The sequence below is a fragment of the Caproiciproducens puteiluti genome, from assembly GCF_052442865.1.
GTDB lineage: Bacteria > Bacillota > Clostridia > Oscillospirales > Acutalibacteraceae > Caproiciproducens.
In genome coordinates, this window is the sequence record NZ_CP194790.1 from 3,443,516 (window position 1) to 3,458,151 (window position 14,636).

Here is a 14,636-nt window from a genome sequence, read left to right on the forward strand (position 1 = left end):
GAGAGGTCACATGCTCGTATTAATTACTTATGATGTGAACACGGAAACCCCAGCCGGGCAAAAACGCCTGCGCAAGGTCGCAAAAGTATGCGTAAATTACGGACAGCGCGTCCAAAATTCCGTATTTGAATGTATTATGGACGCCGCCCTGTGCTGCACGGTCAAGCATCAGCTTGAAAAAATAATCAACCCGGAAAAAGACAGCCTCCGTTTTTACTACCTTGGCGATCACTACAAAACAAAGGTCGAACACCTTGGAGCAAAACCTTCCTTTGATGTTACGGAACCGCTTATTTTATAAAGTGCGAACGGTAAGCACACATGTTCTCACGCTGCTGTTCGCACCTTATAACAGTTGATTTTAATCACTATTTAGAATTATTTTTCAATTTCCTTGGATGGTGCCAGCCAATTTATATGAAAGTTGCTGCTGTCTTTCTTGGTAACAGGTAATTCCTTTGTCACTTTTTGCTGTCGCTCCCCGCACGGGAGCGTGGATTGAAACTCCCCAGTTATGGTAAGTGAATATAATTTATCGAGTCGCTCCCCGCACGGGAGCGTGGATTGAAACATACCTCGAAAGAATATCAAGACATCGTTCGCGGGTCGCTCCCCGCACGGGAGCGTGGATTGAAACGCTATCGTCGTCAAATCCTCGGCTGTCACGTTTGTCGCTCCCCGCACGGGAGCGTGGATTGAAACTTATTCGTGCGGAAATAATTTGTCCCATATATTGTCGCTCCCCGCACGGGAGCGTGGATTGAAACTTGCTACAATATTATTATGACTATGACGAAAATGTCGCTCCCCGCACGGGAGCGTGGATTGAAACATTTCTTCTACGGCTCTCAGCATGGCAGTGTTGGTCGCTCCCCGCACGGGAGCGTGGATTGAAACTGCCAGGATTGATAGATCATACCCCGTTACTTCTGTCGCTCCCCGCACGGGAGCGTGGATTGAAACGCTCAACTCAGCTTCCCACGGCCCCGGCGTTGCGTCGCTCCCCGCACGGGAGCGTGGATTGAAACTTTGTAGCCCATATCCCTAAAGCAAGACTGATTTGGTCGCTCCCCGCACGGGAGCGTGGATTGAAACATCCGGTATTTCTTTCTTGCATTTCCGGCAGTTCGTCGCTCCCCGCACGGGAGCGTGGATTGAAACATTCAGCGGGATCGGCGGCCTTGACCTGGCTGCTGTCGCTCCCCGCACGGGAGCGTGGATTGAAACCCCAAAACTTCACAATGGATGGATGTCCCCTGATGTCGCTCCCCGCACGGGAGCGTGGATTGAAACGCACTCTTGAAAAGCTCCACATTAAACCACTTGGTCGCTCCCCGCACGGGAGCGTGGATTGAAACACTTGAACACGGATGGATAAAAGTCATGAATGGGTCGCTCCCCGCACGGGAGCGTGGATTGAAACGCCTGACAGGGTGATGCGCAAGCAGATCGAAAAAGTCGCTCCCCGCACGGGAGCGTGGATTGAAACCATATTGAGCGTGCCCTCCCATAGCGGCGATTAACGTCGCTCCCCGCACGGGAGCGTGGATTGAAACTGCTGCTGCATGAGGAAAAGAGAAAAGCTCAAACGTCGCTCCCCGCACGGGAGCGTGGATTGAAACGGTTATAATCGGCTCGCAAAACTGATCGGAAAGGTCGCTCCCCGCACGGGAGCGTGGATTGAAACACTTTGAGGCGTCGAATCTGCAATATGCGAGCATGGTCGCTCCCCGCACGGGAGCGTGGATTGAAACACCTATTTCAAGCTCCGCTGCGCTATCAGCATGTGTCGCTCCCCGCACGGGAGCGTGGATTGAAACTTTCGAAAGAAGTATACGAGCAAATTCAGCAGGGTCGCTCCCCGCACGGGAGCGTGGATTGAAACGCAGTCAGGCAGCGGATACCAGAGGAAGGTTCAGTCGCTCCCCGCACGGGAGCGTGGATTGAAACTTGACCAGCTATCAATAGGAATAAAATTAAGCAGTCGCTCCCCGCACGGGAGCGTGGATTGAAACATTTGGTCAGAGTAGCCACGGAACAAAATCTCTCTGTCGCTCCCCGCACGGGAGCGTGGATTGAAACAATGCGGAGTCTGCGTGTTAATGTCGGTTCGCTGAGTCGCTCCCCGCACGGGAGCGTGGATTGAAACAATTTCATAGGTGATAGTCTGAGCCGTTGGATAGTCGCTCCCCGCACGGGAGCGTGGATTGAAACTTATAGCCCAAAACGGGCAAATCACATTATCGAGTCGCTCCCCGCACGGGAGCGTGGATTGAAACTACTCCGTTGCCTGATGGTGACACCCCGATCAGAGTCGCTCCCCGCACGGGAGCGTGGATTGAAACCCTTTAGCGGGAAAGGCTCAAACGGAACGCCGAAGTCGCTCCCCGCACGGGAGCGTGGATTGAAACGTTTGACGCGTTTCAGAGTATCGATTATCCAACGGTCGCTCCCCGCACGGGAGCGTGGATTGAAACAACCGCCAGATTATAGGCCATAGGCCCGCTGATGTCGCTCCCCGCACGGGAGCGTGGATTGAAACAATCCACGGTCTCTATATAGCTACAGTCTGACGGGTCGCTCCCCGCACGGGAGCGTGGATTGAAACATTAAACTTGAGCGTCAAAACGTTCTGCGGTGAAGTCGCTCCCCGCACGGGAGCGTGGATTGAAACTTCTGAACCTACAGAGCCGCAGGAGCCTCGACAGGTCGCTCCCCGCACGGGAGCGTGGATTGAAACGCGAAAGCGGTGGTTTCTGCATTGGTTGGCGCTCGTCGCTCCCCGCACGGGAGCGTGGATTGAAACTCTCTGCTGCGGATCATTCTGCGCTTGCATGGCGTCGCTCCCCGCACGGGAGCGTGGATTGAAACTGCAATACTGTAGGCGTTGGTAGCAAAACGATGGTCGCTCCCCGCACGGGAGCGTGGATTGAAACGCGCGAAGAAAACGACCGGCTGCGAAATGAATCAGTCGCTCCCCGCACGGGAGCGTGGATTGAAACGTTTTCTTTGGACTTCCCGCAATATCAGGTTGACGTCGCTCCCCGCACGGGAGCGTGGATTGAAACGTTCCTGGTTGTTATCCAGAACGCGGAAATTTTCGTCGCTCCCCGCACGGGAGCGTGGATTGAAACAAATAGGAATCTTCCAGCACTGCGTTACAGACTGGGTCGCTCCCCGCACGGGAGCGTGGATTGAAACACAATGATGGACGGAGAAGGGCTTTCCATGAGTGTCGCTCCCCGCACGGGAGCGTGGATTGAAACTTTCGAGGTATAAAAATAAACGCTTCTTTGAAGCGGTCGCTCCCCGCACGGGAGCGTGGATTGAAACGGTATTTGGGGAGCAATCACAGCAAAGAACGATCTGTCGCTCCCCGCACGGGAGCGTGGATTGAAACATATAAAGCAGTAGTCCTAATATAGTCCCTTACCGTCGCTCCCCGCACGGGAGCGTGGATTGAAACGAAACTTGCTGTCTACCCTAACCGGAATTCCATTCGTCGCTCCCCGCACGGGAGCGTGGATTGAAACGGGAAAAGACCCTGACGGATATCCGATCCGTAAGTCGCTCCCCGCACGGGAGCGTGGATTGAAACGCTTTTTGGATGATGTCTGATGTATCCGGGATGTGTCGCTCCCCGCACGGGAGCGTGGATTGAAACCACACACACACACACACACACACACGTCGCTCCCCGCACGGGAGCGTGGATTGAAACTGACTTCCAAGGTATCCGACACCGTAAAGAGCGCGTCGCTCCCCGCACGGGAGCGTGGATTGAAACGAACTGCTCAATCTGCTGATTAGATGCTTCAAGGTCGCTCCCCGCACGGGAGCGTGGATTGAAACTGGTGCCAGTGTCCGGCTCTGACCCGGTAAGCCCGTCGCTCCCCGCACGGGAGCGTGGATTGAAACATCAATTGTCCCGTTCAGTGACATGTACCCTGTTGTCGCTCCCCGCACGGGAGCGTGGATTGAAACGGTGGTGACGAGATAGAACGGATAATACTGCATAGGTCGCTCCCCGCACGGGAGCGTGGATTGAAACGTAGCGGTGATATTACCTTTTGATTCAATGGTTTTGTCGCTCCCCGCACGGGAGCGTGGATTGAAACGATATAAACCCTGATTATTGCAATATGTCCAACAAGTCGCTCCCCGCACGGGAGCGTGGATTGAAACGCAGCCAATATCAAGGGAGCGGCCGCTGCGGGCCGTCGCTCCCCGCACGGGAGCGTGGATTGAAACGACCACAGAGTGAAGTACAGGGGCGTATTTTACGGGTCGCTCCCCGCACGGGGGGCGTGGATTGAAACTCCATAGCTGCAGAAATCATACGGGCTGATAATGTCGCTCCCCACACGGGAGCGTGGATTGAAACATGCTCCGGCTTTGCTGGACCGCGATTGTCAAAATGTCGCTCCCCGCACGGGAGCGTGGATTGAAACTTCCTATTCCGGTAAGACATATCCGGATGGAATGGTCGCTCCCCACACGGGAGCGTGGATTGAAACTATGCATCGGTAGAATGCTCGCACAGGCCGGAGATGTCGCTCCCCACATGGGGGCGCGGATTGAAACGACTACTCCTTAAAAGAAAATGGAGAACCTTCTGGTCGCTCCCCACACGGAGCGTGGATTGAAACAATTCGGAAATTCAGAACGAGCCGATTGACCCGAGTCGCTCCCCCACGGGAGCGTGGATTGAAACATCATGGCTTATGTCACCCCCTTCTTTTCGGACGGTCGTTCCCCACAGGGGAGCGCGGATTGAAATTGCTCAAAAATTTGCAAAAGTAGGTGTCAAAGGTCGCTCCCATGGAAAAACTGATTGCGTGCTGAACGTTTCGTGCAAAAATCCAATTTGGAATTTTAATTGCACAATCATCCGGTATCCTTAGATAACAGAACCTTGTGCAGCGTCAATTGGTAGGAAGGGCGGTGGCCGCTTGAAACACGTTCCGAATATTCTCTCCATCAGCAGGATCGTGCTTCTGCTCTTCCTGTTTTTTACACTTCACAATCCTCTGCTGTTTTCCGTGATCTATCTTTTCTGCGGACTCAGCGATATTCTGGACGGCTATATCGCGCGGAAAACGAAAACGCAAAGCGACCTGGGGGCCCGACTGGATTCCATTGCGGACTTTCTCCTGTTCACGGTCATAACCGTATCCGTTATCCTGTGGATCGGGGAAAAGGGCCGGGTATTTCTTCCCTTTGTTATCGCTGTTGCGCTCATCCGTCTTGCAAATATTGTAATGGCTGCCCTGAAATACCATACTTTCGCCATGCTGCACACCTGGGGAAATAAACTGGCTGGATTTCTTCTTTTTATAACTCCGCTTTTCCTTCTTTACCAGAATACACAGATTCTCTGGCCCGTATGCGTCGTTGCGGCCTTGTCCGCGGCAGAGGAAAGCCTGATCCATCTCACTTCCCCCACTCTTGACCTCAACAGAAAGAGCATCTTTAAATTTTGATTACAGCCCAAAGCAGAAAAAACTTACGAAGCCATAGAAAAAAGGCCGTAAAACGGCCTTTCTCATTGTATTGTCATATACCGACGGCCGTCAGGCCGTTTTCTTTTTATGGGTGCTATTGCCTGGGCTTGATTTTCAGATAAAGACTGAGCGCGATTCCAAGCATCAGGCATAAAGCGGCTGTAAGCATTCCATTTACATAGACGGGCATCTGATTCCCAATAATATAAATATTCCTGCCGCCGTAGCCGGTATTTGCATATGGCTGGGCAGCCGTCTGTACCGTCTGCGGCTGAGCCTGATTTTCTGCTTCCGTAGCCGCTGAAAAGTCATCTTCCCGCGCCGGCATCTCTGCCGTTCGCTTTTCGGACAGCTTGGCCTGATTGGAATTCGTTTTCTCCGGCCCGGATGCCTTTTCACCGGAACGCGGCGGGCCCGAGCTGAGCCCGGCAGCCGCAACGGGCCTTTCGGCCCTGCTGACAAGGACGACATACTGTACCTGATTTGCCTTATCGGCGGAAGTGACCGTCGCGACAATGGGCGTATCCGTACCGGGCTTGAAAAGGGATTTCCGGTTGATTTTGACCGTCCCGCCTTCTTCCGCGCGGGCGTAAAATTCCACCGACTCCACCGTGTAATCTACGGACAGCCGGTATTGATAGACATCGGGGGAAAATTCCGGCACCAGCTCGCCGTTATACGGGGCCAAACGGGAAAGCGCCGCCTCGTCGGAGGGCTCTTCCTCCGGCGGCTCGATGGAAACGGTCAGATTTTCCTCAATATCCACGTCCAGCTGCTTCGCCTCATAGTTGCAGACTTCGTCGATATGCGCGTTGATAACCGTATCGCCCGAAGGAGCGCCGTCCCTGACCTGAAACACAAAGGAAATGATATTTCCGGAAAGCTGCGGCGCGGTACCCTGATCCACGTTGCACACATAAACGCTGCAGATCGGGTTCGACACGCTGTTTGTGACCATCGTCCCGCTTTTGATCTGCGAGGACGTCTCGGTACGGACAAAGCTGAGCGCGGCGGCGTGGTACCCCACCCGCATCCGGAATCCGGCCGCGGTGTCGGGGACCTGTCCCGCGTTGATCTGCAGCTTGACCAGCTCCCCGCGCGCGGCGGAGGGCTTGTCCACGCTGTATGTAAAATAGGGTACGGTAGCAGCATGCGCAGGAATCCGTAAAATGACCGGAAACAGCAGCAAAAGCAAAAAGACGCGAAGATCCCGTTTTTTCACAGACGGCTCCCCCCAACGGCAGATAGATAAAAACCAGCTGAGCCGGTTTTCGGCAAAGCTGATTTTTAAAAAACATTTGGTTTGTCAAGCGGTAACGGTCTGCCCCACTCCGTTCGCGCGCAGATCGCGTAAAAGTTTTTTACGCAGGACCTGCAGCCGGAAACGGTTATACCGCTGGATGACGGCAAAGGGCAGGTTTCCAAGCATAATCAAAAAAGAAAACACGATTCCCACCAAAAAAGGGTTAATCAGCATGGTAACGACAATACAGATGCAGTTTTTCAGATGCACCCACTCGCCCCTGCAGGTTTCAAAAATAAACTCGTCGACATAATCAATGGAAATATCCGTAAGATGTTCTTTGGAAAAGCCGTCTTTGCCGATATGCTGCGGCACCCTGTCCTTCCAAAGCTGGATCTTCAATTTATCCCTGTACCAACGCCCGCCGTGTTCCCATTCCTTCGGCGCGTAACGCTCCTTCCGGGAAATGGAATGGGGAAGCTTGACACCGGCCAGAAAGACCGTCAAATGCCAGACGCCGATAATAAAAAGATTCCATAGAAACATGTTGAGAAATGATAGATTTTTCAGCATTTGTAATCCCTTCCCTGCAAAAATGAAAGTCCGATCAATCATAATATGCATGTGATAATATTAACGTATACATATTATAATACAATTTACAGGCATGTGCAAGATGAAAGCCGATCAGTGTTCCCTGTATTTTTTTACAATCATGTTCGCACATTTGTAAACGTCGCCGCCGCCCAGGGTAAGGATCAGATCGCCGTCCTCCGCATTTGCGGTCACGTACTCCGTGATTTCCTCAAAGGTCTTGAACCATACGCTGCCCGGAATTTTGTCGGCCAGGTCCTTTGCGTAAATATGGTAGGTGTTCTCCTCGCGCACCGCGAGGATTTCGGAAAGGACAACCCGATCCGGGATGGAAAGCGCCTTGGCGAATTCGTCCAGAAGCAGGTAGGTCCTGGAATAGGTGTGGGGCTGAAAAACCGCCCACACGCGCCGGAAATTCATTTTCATGGCGGCGGAAAGGGTCGCCGTCAGCTCCGTGGGATGGTGTGCAAAGTCGTCGGCGACCGTAATTCCGCCGAACGTACCGAGGATTTCAAAACGCCTGTGGACGCCGGTAAACTGGTGCAGGCTTTCCGCGATGGTGTCCGCCTCCACACCCATGCTGTCCGCCGCGGCAAACGCAGCCAGCGCGTTATAGATATTGTGCTTTCCGGGGATACTCAGCGTTACATCCGCGAGCTTTTCCCCGTTTTTCATCACTGAAAAGCATTCTCTCGCACCTTTTGTGTCCGCGATATGATCGGCGTAGTACTCATTGGACGGGTTCAGGCCGAACGTAACGACGGACGCATTTTTTATGTCCTCCACCGCTTTCATGGTGTTGGCGTCGTCGCCGTTGACAATGAGCGTCTTTGACGTCTGAAGCGCAAACTGATGGAAGGATTTAATAATATTCTCCACCGTTCCGAAGTAATCCAGATGGTCGGCGTCTATGTTGAGGATAACCGATGTTTCGGGGTTCAGCTGCAAAAAGGTGTCCACATATTCGCACGCCTCGCAGACGATGGTGCCCGATTTGCCCACGCGCCCGTTCCCGCCGATCAGCGGGAGCTTTCCGCCGATCACGGCCGAGGGGTCTTTTTTCGCGTGAAGCAGGATCTGGGTAATCATCGCGGTCGTGGTCGTCTTGCCGTGCGTACCGGAAACCGCCACCGGGTGCGGATAGCGGCGCGTCACCATGCCGAGCATGACGGAGCGCTCCACAACCGGGATTCCCTTTTCGCGGGCGGCGACAAGCTCCGGGTTGTCGGCCTTGACGGCCGCCGTGTACACGAGCATTTCGGCGTCGCCTATGTTTTCCGGCCTGTGACCCATTGAGACGGGAATTCCGTAGGAACGGATCCTCGCGAGCGTATCGGATTCGCTGGTGTCCGACCCGGTCAGTTCATAGCCGCGGTGGTACAGGATTTCAGCGATCGGGCACATGCCGGAACCGCCGATTCCCACAAAATGTATTTTTTTAACCTTGGATAGAGTATCTTGATAATCCATGATTTGAGCTCCTTAAAATGAGATGATGAATAGCGCTTTTCATTCAATCGCAGCGTTTTTGTTCGGATTGCTCCCCACCTTCTGTGGGAAAAACCCGTTCGATCCCGTGACCCGGCGCAAAGGAAACCGCTGCAAAATATTGACCCTCTCTATTATATTGCCATACCTGTTTATAATAAACATTTTTTCGGATATTTGCAATAAAAAATAAAATCAAAACGGAAAACCCGCGCAATCACACCGAGCGTTCCATCTCCATAATATGGGGAAAGAAGTTTGTGGAGGTTTGTACAATGGTAGATATCAACAGTTTCGGCGTACTGGGCGGCGACAAGCGCCAGATTGCGCTGGCCGAATCCATTGCGTCGGACGGGTACACCGTCTATGTCTATGGATTTGACAACATTGAATTTTCCAAGGACGTAAAAAAGGCGGATCTTGAGGAAATTATGATCCGGTGTGAAAATATTATCCTTCCGCTGCCGGTTACGGCGGACGGCAGTCATCTGAATATGGTTTACAGCGAAAACGGCATTGAGCTGAACGACAGCTTTGCCGAACTGATGAGAAATAAACAGGTTTACGGAGGAATGATGGGAAAGCTTTACCAGACCAGCGACGTTTGGGATTCCATCGACACCTACGATTATTATACCCGGGAGGAATTCGCCGTACACAATGCCGTTCCCGCCGCAGAGGGCGCGATCGAGATCGCGATGCGCGAATACCCCGGCACCGTCAGCCAGAGCAAATGCCTTGTTGTCGGCTACGGAAGAATCGGAAAAATTCTGGCAATGATGCTGCGCGGACTGGGCGCCTCGGTAACGGTGAGCGCCCGCAGATATTCCGATATCGCCTGGATCGAATCCTTTGGGTATTCCTCCGCCCTGACGGACAAAATCTGCGACAAAGATCAGTACGACGTTATTTTCAACACGGCGCCCGCTTTGATATTCAACCGGCGCATGCTTTCGAAGATGCGCTCCAAACCGCTGATCATCGACCTTTCGTCCCCGCCCGGCGGCGTGGATTACGAAGCCGCGCAGAAATTCGGCATCAAGGCGATCCACGCTCTTTCCCTGCCCGGAAAGGTCGCTCCGAAAACCGCCGGTGAAATCATCAAAAATACCATTTATAATATGATGGAGGAGTGAAAGATGAAAAGCCTTACTTTCGGTTATGCCCTTTGCGGTTCCTTCTGCACCTTCGACAAGGCGATCGAGCAAATCCGCGCCCTTGTGGAAGCGGGGTACGACATTCTGCCGATCATGTCGCAGAACGCTGCGACGACGGACACCCGCTTTGGAAAAGCGGACGATTTTATCTGGGAGATCGAAGACCTCTGCGGCAAAAAGATCATCAAAAGTATCGTAGAGGCGGAACCTATCGGACCGAAAAAGCTGGTCGACCTGATGATCGTCGCTCCCTGCACCGGCAACACGCTGGCCAAAATCGCGAACGGGATCACCGATACCACCGTGACCATGGCGGTGAAGTCCAACCTGCGCATCGGCGGGCCTGTGCTGCTGGCCCCCGCCACGAACGACGCGCTCGCTGCGTCGGCGCAGAATATCGCAAAATTGCTCAATACCAAAAATATCTATTTCGTTCCTATGAAACAGGATGACCCGGGTAAAAAGCCGACCTCCGTGGTCGCGGATTTCAGCCTGATTCAGCCCGCGGCGCTTGCCGCGCTGGAGGGAAGGCAGCTTCAGCCCATCCTGCTGTGAGTGTGATTATTCATAAATATTTATGCGGATTTCTTGTAAGTTAGTCAATAAATGTGATATGATAAAGCAATGAAATGGAAGTGAGAGGAATGCTGTACTGTCCTAAGTGCCAGCTGCTCATTGACAGCGACACCGACCGCTGCGCCGCGTGCGGTTCCAAAAAGCTGCGGGAACCCGGACCGGACGACCCGGTGCTCTTGCTGACGACGGACGAAACGAATGCCGTCATGATTCGGTCCGTCTTTCAGGAAAACGGAATCGTATTTGTCGAGCAGGACAGCGGCTTCGGCTCGCCGCCTTCCATATTGCTCGGCAGCAGGCCTTTTTACGAGGCCCGCAATATTTTCGTGGCTTTCCGGGATCGGAATACCGCCAAAGAGCTGCTGAACGGGATCGGAATTGCGGACGCACAGGACGCGAAGCTGGAGAGCAGCACCCCCGCGCCGGAGGAAGGGCCCGAACCCGAAGAGGAGCCGGAGCCGATGAGCTCCCGCAAGCGCTTTTTCTGGCGGATCGTTTCAGCAATGATGTTTATTCTGGTCGTGTGGGGCGTTGTGGCGGCGGCCGACTTTCTGGCCAACGCGCTGAAAGCGTTTTTCACAAAAGGCGGATTTTAAAGGGAAAGGAAAATTCCATTGAGCCATTACCATCTTGATACGGACTGCATCCACGCGGGTTATGAACCGGGAAACGGCGAGCCGCGCGTATTGCCCGTCGTACAGAGCACAACCTTTAAATATGACAGTGCGGAAACGCTCGGCGAGCTGTTCGACCTGAAGGCCGACGGATTCTTTTACACCCGCCTGGGCAATCCGACCATTGACGCGGTGGAAAAAAAGATCGCCGCTCTGGAAGGCGGCGTCGGCGCGCTGCTGACCTCCTCCGGTCAGGCGGCTTCCCTGATATCGGTGTTGAACATCTGCACCGCGGGCGGCCATGTGGTCTGCTCCAGCGCAATTTACGGCGGCACCTTTAACCTGTTTTACAAAACCATGCGCGAAATGGGACTGGAATTTACATTCATTGCCCCGGACTGCACAACGGAAGAGCTGAACGCCGCTTTCCGGGCGAACACGCGCTGCGTATTCGCGGAGACGCTGACTAATCCTTCGCTCGTCGTAACCGATCTGGAGCTGTTTGCAAAAACGGCGCACGTGCACGGCGTCCCCCTGATTGTAGACAACACCTTCCCCACTCCCATCAACTGCCGCCCGTTTGCTTTCGGCGTCGACATCGTCACCCATTCCACCACGAAGTACATGGACGGCCACGCCGTTCAGGTCGGCGGAGCGATTGTGGACAGCGGGAATTTCAACTGGGAAAACGGAAAGTTCCCCGGGCTGACCGAACCGGACGAATCCTACCACGGAATCGTCTACACAAAGCAGTTCGGCAAAGCGGCCTACATTGTAAAAGCCCGCACGCATCTGATGCGGGACCTTGGCGCTCAGTCGAGCCCGAACAATGCGTTCCTGCTCAACCTGGGGCTGGAAACGCTCGCGCTCAGAATGGAACGGCACTGTTCCAACGCGCTCGCCGTGGCGGCGTATCTGGAGCAGAACGACAAAATTGCGTGGGTGAACTATCCCGGTTTGAAAAGCAGCAGATATTACGAGCTCGCGAAAAAGTACATGCCGAACGGCACCTGCGGCGTGATTTCCTTCGGGATAAAGGGCGGGCGCGAAGTCGCCGCCAGATTTATGGAGGGCTTAAAGCTCGCGTCCATCGTCATCCATGTGGCGGACCTGCGCACCTGCGTGCTTCACCCGGCCAGCACGACCCACCGCCAGCTGAACGACGATCAGCTCAGGGAGGCGGGCATCGGTCCCGATATGATCCGGATGTCGGTCGGCATCGAAAACATCGCGGATATTCTTGAGGATATCGACCAGTCGTTAAATAACCTGTAAATCATAACATACGAAAAGGCGGAGCAGTTGCTCCGCCTTTCTATATTTAACCAAATGCTGAATCGGGAATTCCCACAGTCAGGACCTCGCCGGTCCGGGCTCCGCCTGCCCCAAACCCCTGCTTCCTCAAAGAGGGATTTGTTTCGGAGCAGCACGTCTGCGATTCAACGCAAACCGACTAAGAGCGCCGCCGTAGGCACTTCCCGACCGGTAGGTCCGGCAGCCTGCACTTCAGTTAAATGTATAGAGCGATTTATACGGGTTTTTCGTATTGGGCGTCAGGACATAGAAGTTTTTGGAAAGCACTTCCCGCTTATCGATATTGAAAATACCGCAGAACTCATCAAGATGGCCGTCGATTGCCGCCATGTCCTCCGGGGAGGCGGGAGCCGCCTGCACCTGCTTCGGCAGATCCTCCGGAAGCGCCTCGCAGCGCAGGTAAATCTTGCCGCCGTGCATTCCCGTTCCGCAAAGGCTGCCCACGGGCACCTTCTTTTCGGAACCGAGGCCCAGCACGACGATGGTGCCGCCGGCCTGATACTCGCCCAGAAAGCTGCCGGTCTCGCCGCCGATCATGATCAGCGGCTGGTGCGTCTGATACGCCTTCATATGGATGCCCGCGCGGTACCCCGCGTTGCCCCGTACGAGGATTTTTCCTCCGCGCATCGCGTAGCCGGTGGCGTCTCCGCTGGAGCCGTCAATGATGATGGTCCCCTCGTTCATGGTGTCGCCGGTGGCGTCCTGCGCGTTGCCGTTTACCCGGATGGTGGCGCCGTTCAGATAGCAGCCCAGGTCGTTGCCCGGCACCCCGTTGATCGTGATGTTTTTCCCGCTCATACCGGAGGCGATGTAGCGCTGCCCAAGACAGTTGTCCACCGTGATATCCGCTTCCGTGGAGATACGGATTTCATTGTTCAGGTCTTTGAAATGTTGATTGTCCGCATTGATTTTCATTCTTTGGCACCTCCGAGCTTAACGGCTCTTTCCGACGCGGTAAACGCCATGAGCTGCGGTTTTTCCTTAATCAGTTCGTAATCGACGGTGTCAAGCGGGGTTCTTTCGCGAATCAGCGAAGTGTAGATTCCCGCCCTGGCGACGTCACCGATCAGGATGAAGCCCTTTAACAGATTCTCTTTTGAGACCAGCTTTTTATAGGTCTGTTCGGTCCGCACCACATAGTCTTCACCGTCGTAGCTCCCGGCGGTGATGATGTGCAGCCCAAAAAATCCGATCGCGTTCATCGGGATGGCCTTGTCGTAGACCTTTTCCCCGCCCGCCATATTGATGCCCGCGGCCTCGCCCTGCATATACGCGTTGGGCAAAAGGGCGAGCACACGGTACTGGCCGGAGGTGATGTCGTAGCTTTCGCTGCAGTCGCCCGCCGCGTAAACGCCGTCCAGATTCGTGGCGCAGTGGATGTCGGAAACGATCCCCTTATTGACCTTGCAGCCGATGTCCGCGGCAAGCTTCGTTTCAGGGCGGACGCCGACCGCGACAACCAGAGCGTCGAACTCCAGCTTTTCGCCGCTTTTCAGCAGAGCGGAATTTTTGGTAAACTGCGCGACGCTGTCGCTGAGGATAAACTTTACCCCCTGCTCCTCAATGTGCTTTTGCACGATTTCGGAGCCCGCTTCGTCAAGGATGCTCGGCAGGATGCGGGGCGCCAGGTCCACAACGGTGATCTGCTTTACCTTGCTGCAGATTCCCTCCGCGCATTTCAGGCCGATCAGGCCCGCGCCGACAATCAGTACGCGGCTTTCCTGATCGATGACCTTCTGCAGGGCCGCCGCGTCGTCCAGCTTCATAAAGCTGAACTGATTCTCCACTTCCTCCAGCCCCGCCATGGGCGGAACAAAAGGAGAGGAACCGGTCGCAAAGAGCAGCCTGTCAAACGCGACCCCGTCCCCGTTGTCCAAAAGGACTTTTTTGTTTTCGTAATCCACCCCGGTAACCGTAACGCCCAGGAGCGGGGTCACCCGGTTGTCTTCATAAAAGGTGTCCGGACGGTACTTCATGCGCTGCCGGGTGGTTTTTCCGTAAAGGAGGTAGGAAATCAGCGGACGCGAATAAACATGATGCGGCTCTTTGGAAATCACCGTGATTTTTCCGGCTTGATCCACGGAGCGGATTCCTTCGATGCAGCCGACCGCCGCAGTCGAATTTCCGATAATTACATAATTCATTC

At 54.2% G+C, this 14,636-nt stretch carries 12 protein-coding genes and 1 CRISPR repeat array; of the genes, 7 read left to right on the forward strand and 5 right to left on the reverse strand.

Translation table 11 applies throughout. The annotated features are described in order from the left end of the window. Nucleotides 1-10 precede the first annotated feature (10 nt). The 3 genes from cas2 (at nucleotide 11) to ACRQU7_RS16570 (ending at nucleotide 5,483) form a co-directional block, all read left to right on the forward strand. The gene (gene cas2, locus ACRQU7_RS16560) at nucleotides 11-301 is read left to right on the forward strand and encodes a CRISPR-associated endonuclease Cas2 (RefSeq protein WP_444641969.1); all 291 of its coding nucleotides are present in this window, start codon (nucleotides 11-13) and stop codon (nucleotides 299-301) included. A gap of 172 nt (nucleotides 302-473) precedes the next feature. Continuing rightward, nucleotides 474-4,252: a CRISPR direct-repeat array (repeat unit 32 nt; unit sequence GTCGCTCCCCGCACGGGAGCGTGGATTGAAAC). Between the two features lie 192 nt (nucleotides 4,253-4,444). Continuing rightward, the gene (locus ACRQU7_RS16565; protein ID WP_444641971.1) at nucleotides 4,445-4,597 is read left to right on the forward strand and encodes a hypothetical protein; all 153 of its coding nucleotides are present in this window, start codon (nucleotides 4,445-4,447) and stop codon (nucleotides 4,595-4,597) included. Nucleotides 4,598-4,952: 355 nt separating this feature from the next. Beyond that, nucleotides 4,953-5,483 carry a CDP-alcohol phosphatidyltransferase family protein gene (locus ACRQU7_RS16570; protein ID WP_444641973.1) on the forward strand — a complete coding sequence of 177 codons (531 nt, stop codon included), beginning with the start codon at nucleotides 4,953-4,955 and terminating at the stop codon, nucleotides 5,481-5,483. Nucleotides 5,484-5,598: 115 nt separating this feature from the next. Here ACRQU7_RS16570 and ACRQU7_RS16575 read toward each other — a convergent pair whose 3' ends face one another. The 3 genes from ACRQU7_RS16575 to murC all read right to left on the reverse strand — a co-directional run bounded on the left by ACRQU7_RS16575 (nucleotide 5,599) and on the right by murC (nucleotide 8,811). Continuing rightward, nucleotides 5,599-6,726, reverse strand: coding sequence for a cadherin-like beta sandwich domain-containing protein (locus ACRQU7_RS16575; protein WP_444641975.1), 1,128 nt, complete (start codon nucleotides 6,724-6,726; stop codon nucleotides 5,599-5,601). A gap of 84 nt (nucleotides 6,727-6,810) precedes the next feature. Next, nucleotides 6,811-7,320 (reverse strand): glycosyl-4,4'-diaponeurosporenoate acyltransferase CrtO family protein, encoded by a 510-nt coding sequence (locus ACRQU7_RS16580; RefSeq protein WP_444641977.1) that lies wholly within the window; start codon nucleotides 7,318-7,320, stop codon nucleotides 6,811-6,813. A gap of 114 nt (nucleotides 7,321-7,434) precedes the next feature. Further along, the gene (gene murC, locus ACRQU7_RS16585) at nucleotides 7,435-8,811 is read right to left on the reverse strand and encodes a UDP-N-acetylmuramate--L-alanine ligase (protein WP_444641979.1); all 1,377 of its coding nucleotides are present in this window, start codon (nucleotides 8,809-8,811) and stop codon (nucleotides 7,435-7,437) included. A 293-nt stretch (nucleotides 8,812-9,104) separates the two neighbouring features. Between murC and dpsA the strand changes: the two genes are divergently transcribed. From dpsA to ACRQU7_RS16605, 4 genes are all read left to right on the forward strand, one after another. Then, nucleotides 9,105-9,965, forward strand: coding sequence for a dipicolinate synthase subunit DpsA (gene dpsA, locus ACRQU7_RS16590; protein WP_444641981.1), 861 nt, complete (start codon nucleotides 9,105-9,107; stop codon nucleotides 9,963-9,965). A 3-nt stretch (nucleotides 9,966-9,968) separates the two neighbouring features. Further along, nucleotides 9,969-10,541 carry a dipicolinate synthase subunit B gene (locus tag ACRQU7_RS16595; protein ID WP_444641983.1) on the forward strand — a complete coding sequence of 191 codons (573 nt, stop codon included), beginning with the start codon at nucleotides 9,969-9,971 and terminating at the stop codon, nucleotides 10,539-10,541. An 89-nt stretch (nucleotides 10,542-10,630) separates the two neighbouring features. Then, the gene (locus tag ACRQU7_RS16600; protein WP_444641985.1) at nucleotides 10,631-11,158 is read left to right on the forward strand and encodes a hypothetical protein; all 528 of its coding nucleotides are present in this window, start codon (nucleotides 10,631-10,633) and stop codon (nucleotides 11,156-11,158) included. 18 nt (nucleotides 11,159-11,176) lie between these two features. After that, nucleotides 11,177-12,451 (forward strand): O-acetylhomoserine aminocarboxypropyltransferase/cysteine synthase family protein, encoded by a 1,275-nt coding sequence (locus ACRQU7_RS16605; protein ID WP_444641987.1) that lies wholly within the window; start codon nucleotides 11,177-11,179, stop codon nucleotides 12,449-12,451. Nucleotides 12,452-12,682: 231 nt separating this feature from the next. On the opposite strand, the gene ACRQU7_RS16610 is transcribed toward ACRQU7_RS16605, so the two are convergent. Both ACRQU7_RS16610 and ACRQU7_RS16615 read right to left on the reverse strand, forming a co-directional pair. Beyond that, entirely contained in the window at nucleotides 12,683-13,405 is a 723-nt protein-coding gene (locus ACRQU7_RS16610; RefSeq protein ID WP_444641989.1) for a glutamate synthase, read from the reverse strand. Next, on the reverse strand, nucleotides 13,402-14,634 hold the full coding sequence (locus tag ACRQU7_RS16615; RefSeq protein WP_444641991.1) for an NAD(P)/FAD-dependent oxidoreductase: 1,233 nt from the start codon (nucleotides 14,632-14,634) through the stop codon (nucleotides 13,402-13,404). Before ACRQU7_RS16615 ends, ACRQU7_RS16610 begins: the two co-directional genes overlap by 4 nt. Between the last annotated feature and the right edge of the window lie 2 nt (nucleotides 14,635-14,636).

What these genes read in the sequence shown, in the direction of transcription:
- murC (WP_444641979.1), bottom strand. Translation starts at nt 8,811, where the DNA reads ATGGATTATCAAGATACTCTATCCAAGGTTAAAAAAATACATTTTGTG.
- ACRQU7_RS16600 (WP_444641985.1), top strand. Translation starts at nt 10,631, where the DNA reads ATGCTGTACTGTCCTAAGTGCCAGCTGCTCATTGACAGCGACACCGAC.
- ACRQU7_RS16580 (WP_444641977.1), bottom strand. Translation starts at nt 7,320, where the DNA reads ATGCTGAAAAATCTATCATTTCTCAACATGTTTCTATGGAATCTTTTT.
- dpsA (WP_444641981.1), top strand. Translation starts at nt 9,105, where the DNA reads ATGGTAGATATCAACAGTTTCGGCGTACTGGGCGGCGACAAGCGCCAG.
- ACRQU7_RS16615 (WP_444641991.1), bottom strand. Translation starts at nt 14,634, where the DNA reads ATGAATTATGTAATTATCGGAAATTCGACTGCGGCGGTCGGCTGCATC.
- cas2 (WP_444641969.1), top strand. Translation starts at nt 11, where the DNA reads ATGCTCGTATTAATTACTTATGATGTGAACACGGAAACCCCAGCCGGG.
- ACRQU7_RS16595 (WP_444641983.1), top strand. Translation starts at nt 9,969, where the DNA reads ATGAAAAGCCTTACTTTCGGTTATGCCCTTTGCGGTTCCTTCTGCACC.
- ACRQU7_RS16610 (WP_444641989.1), bottom strand. Translation starts at nt 13,405, where the DNA reads ATGAAAATCAATGCGGACAATCAACATTTCAAAGACCTGAACAATGAA.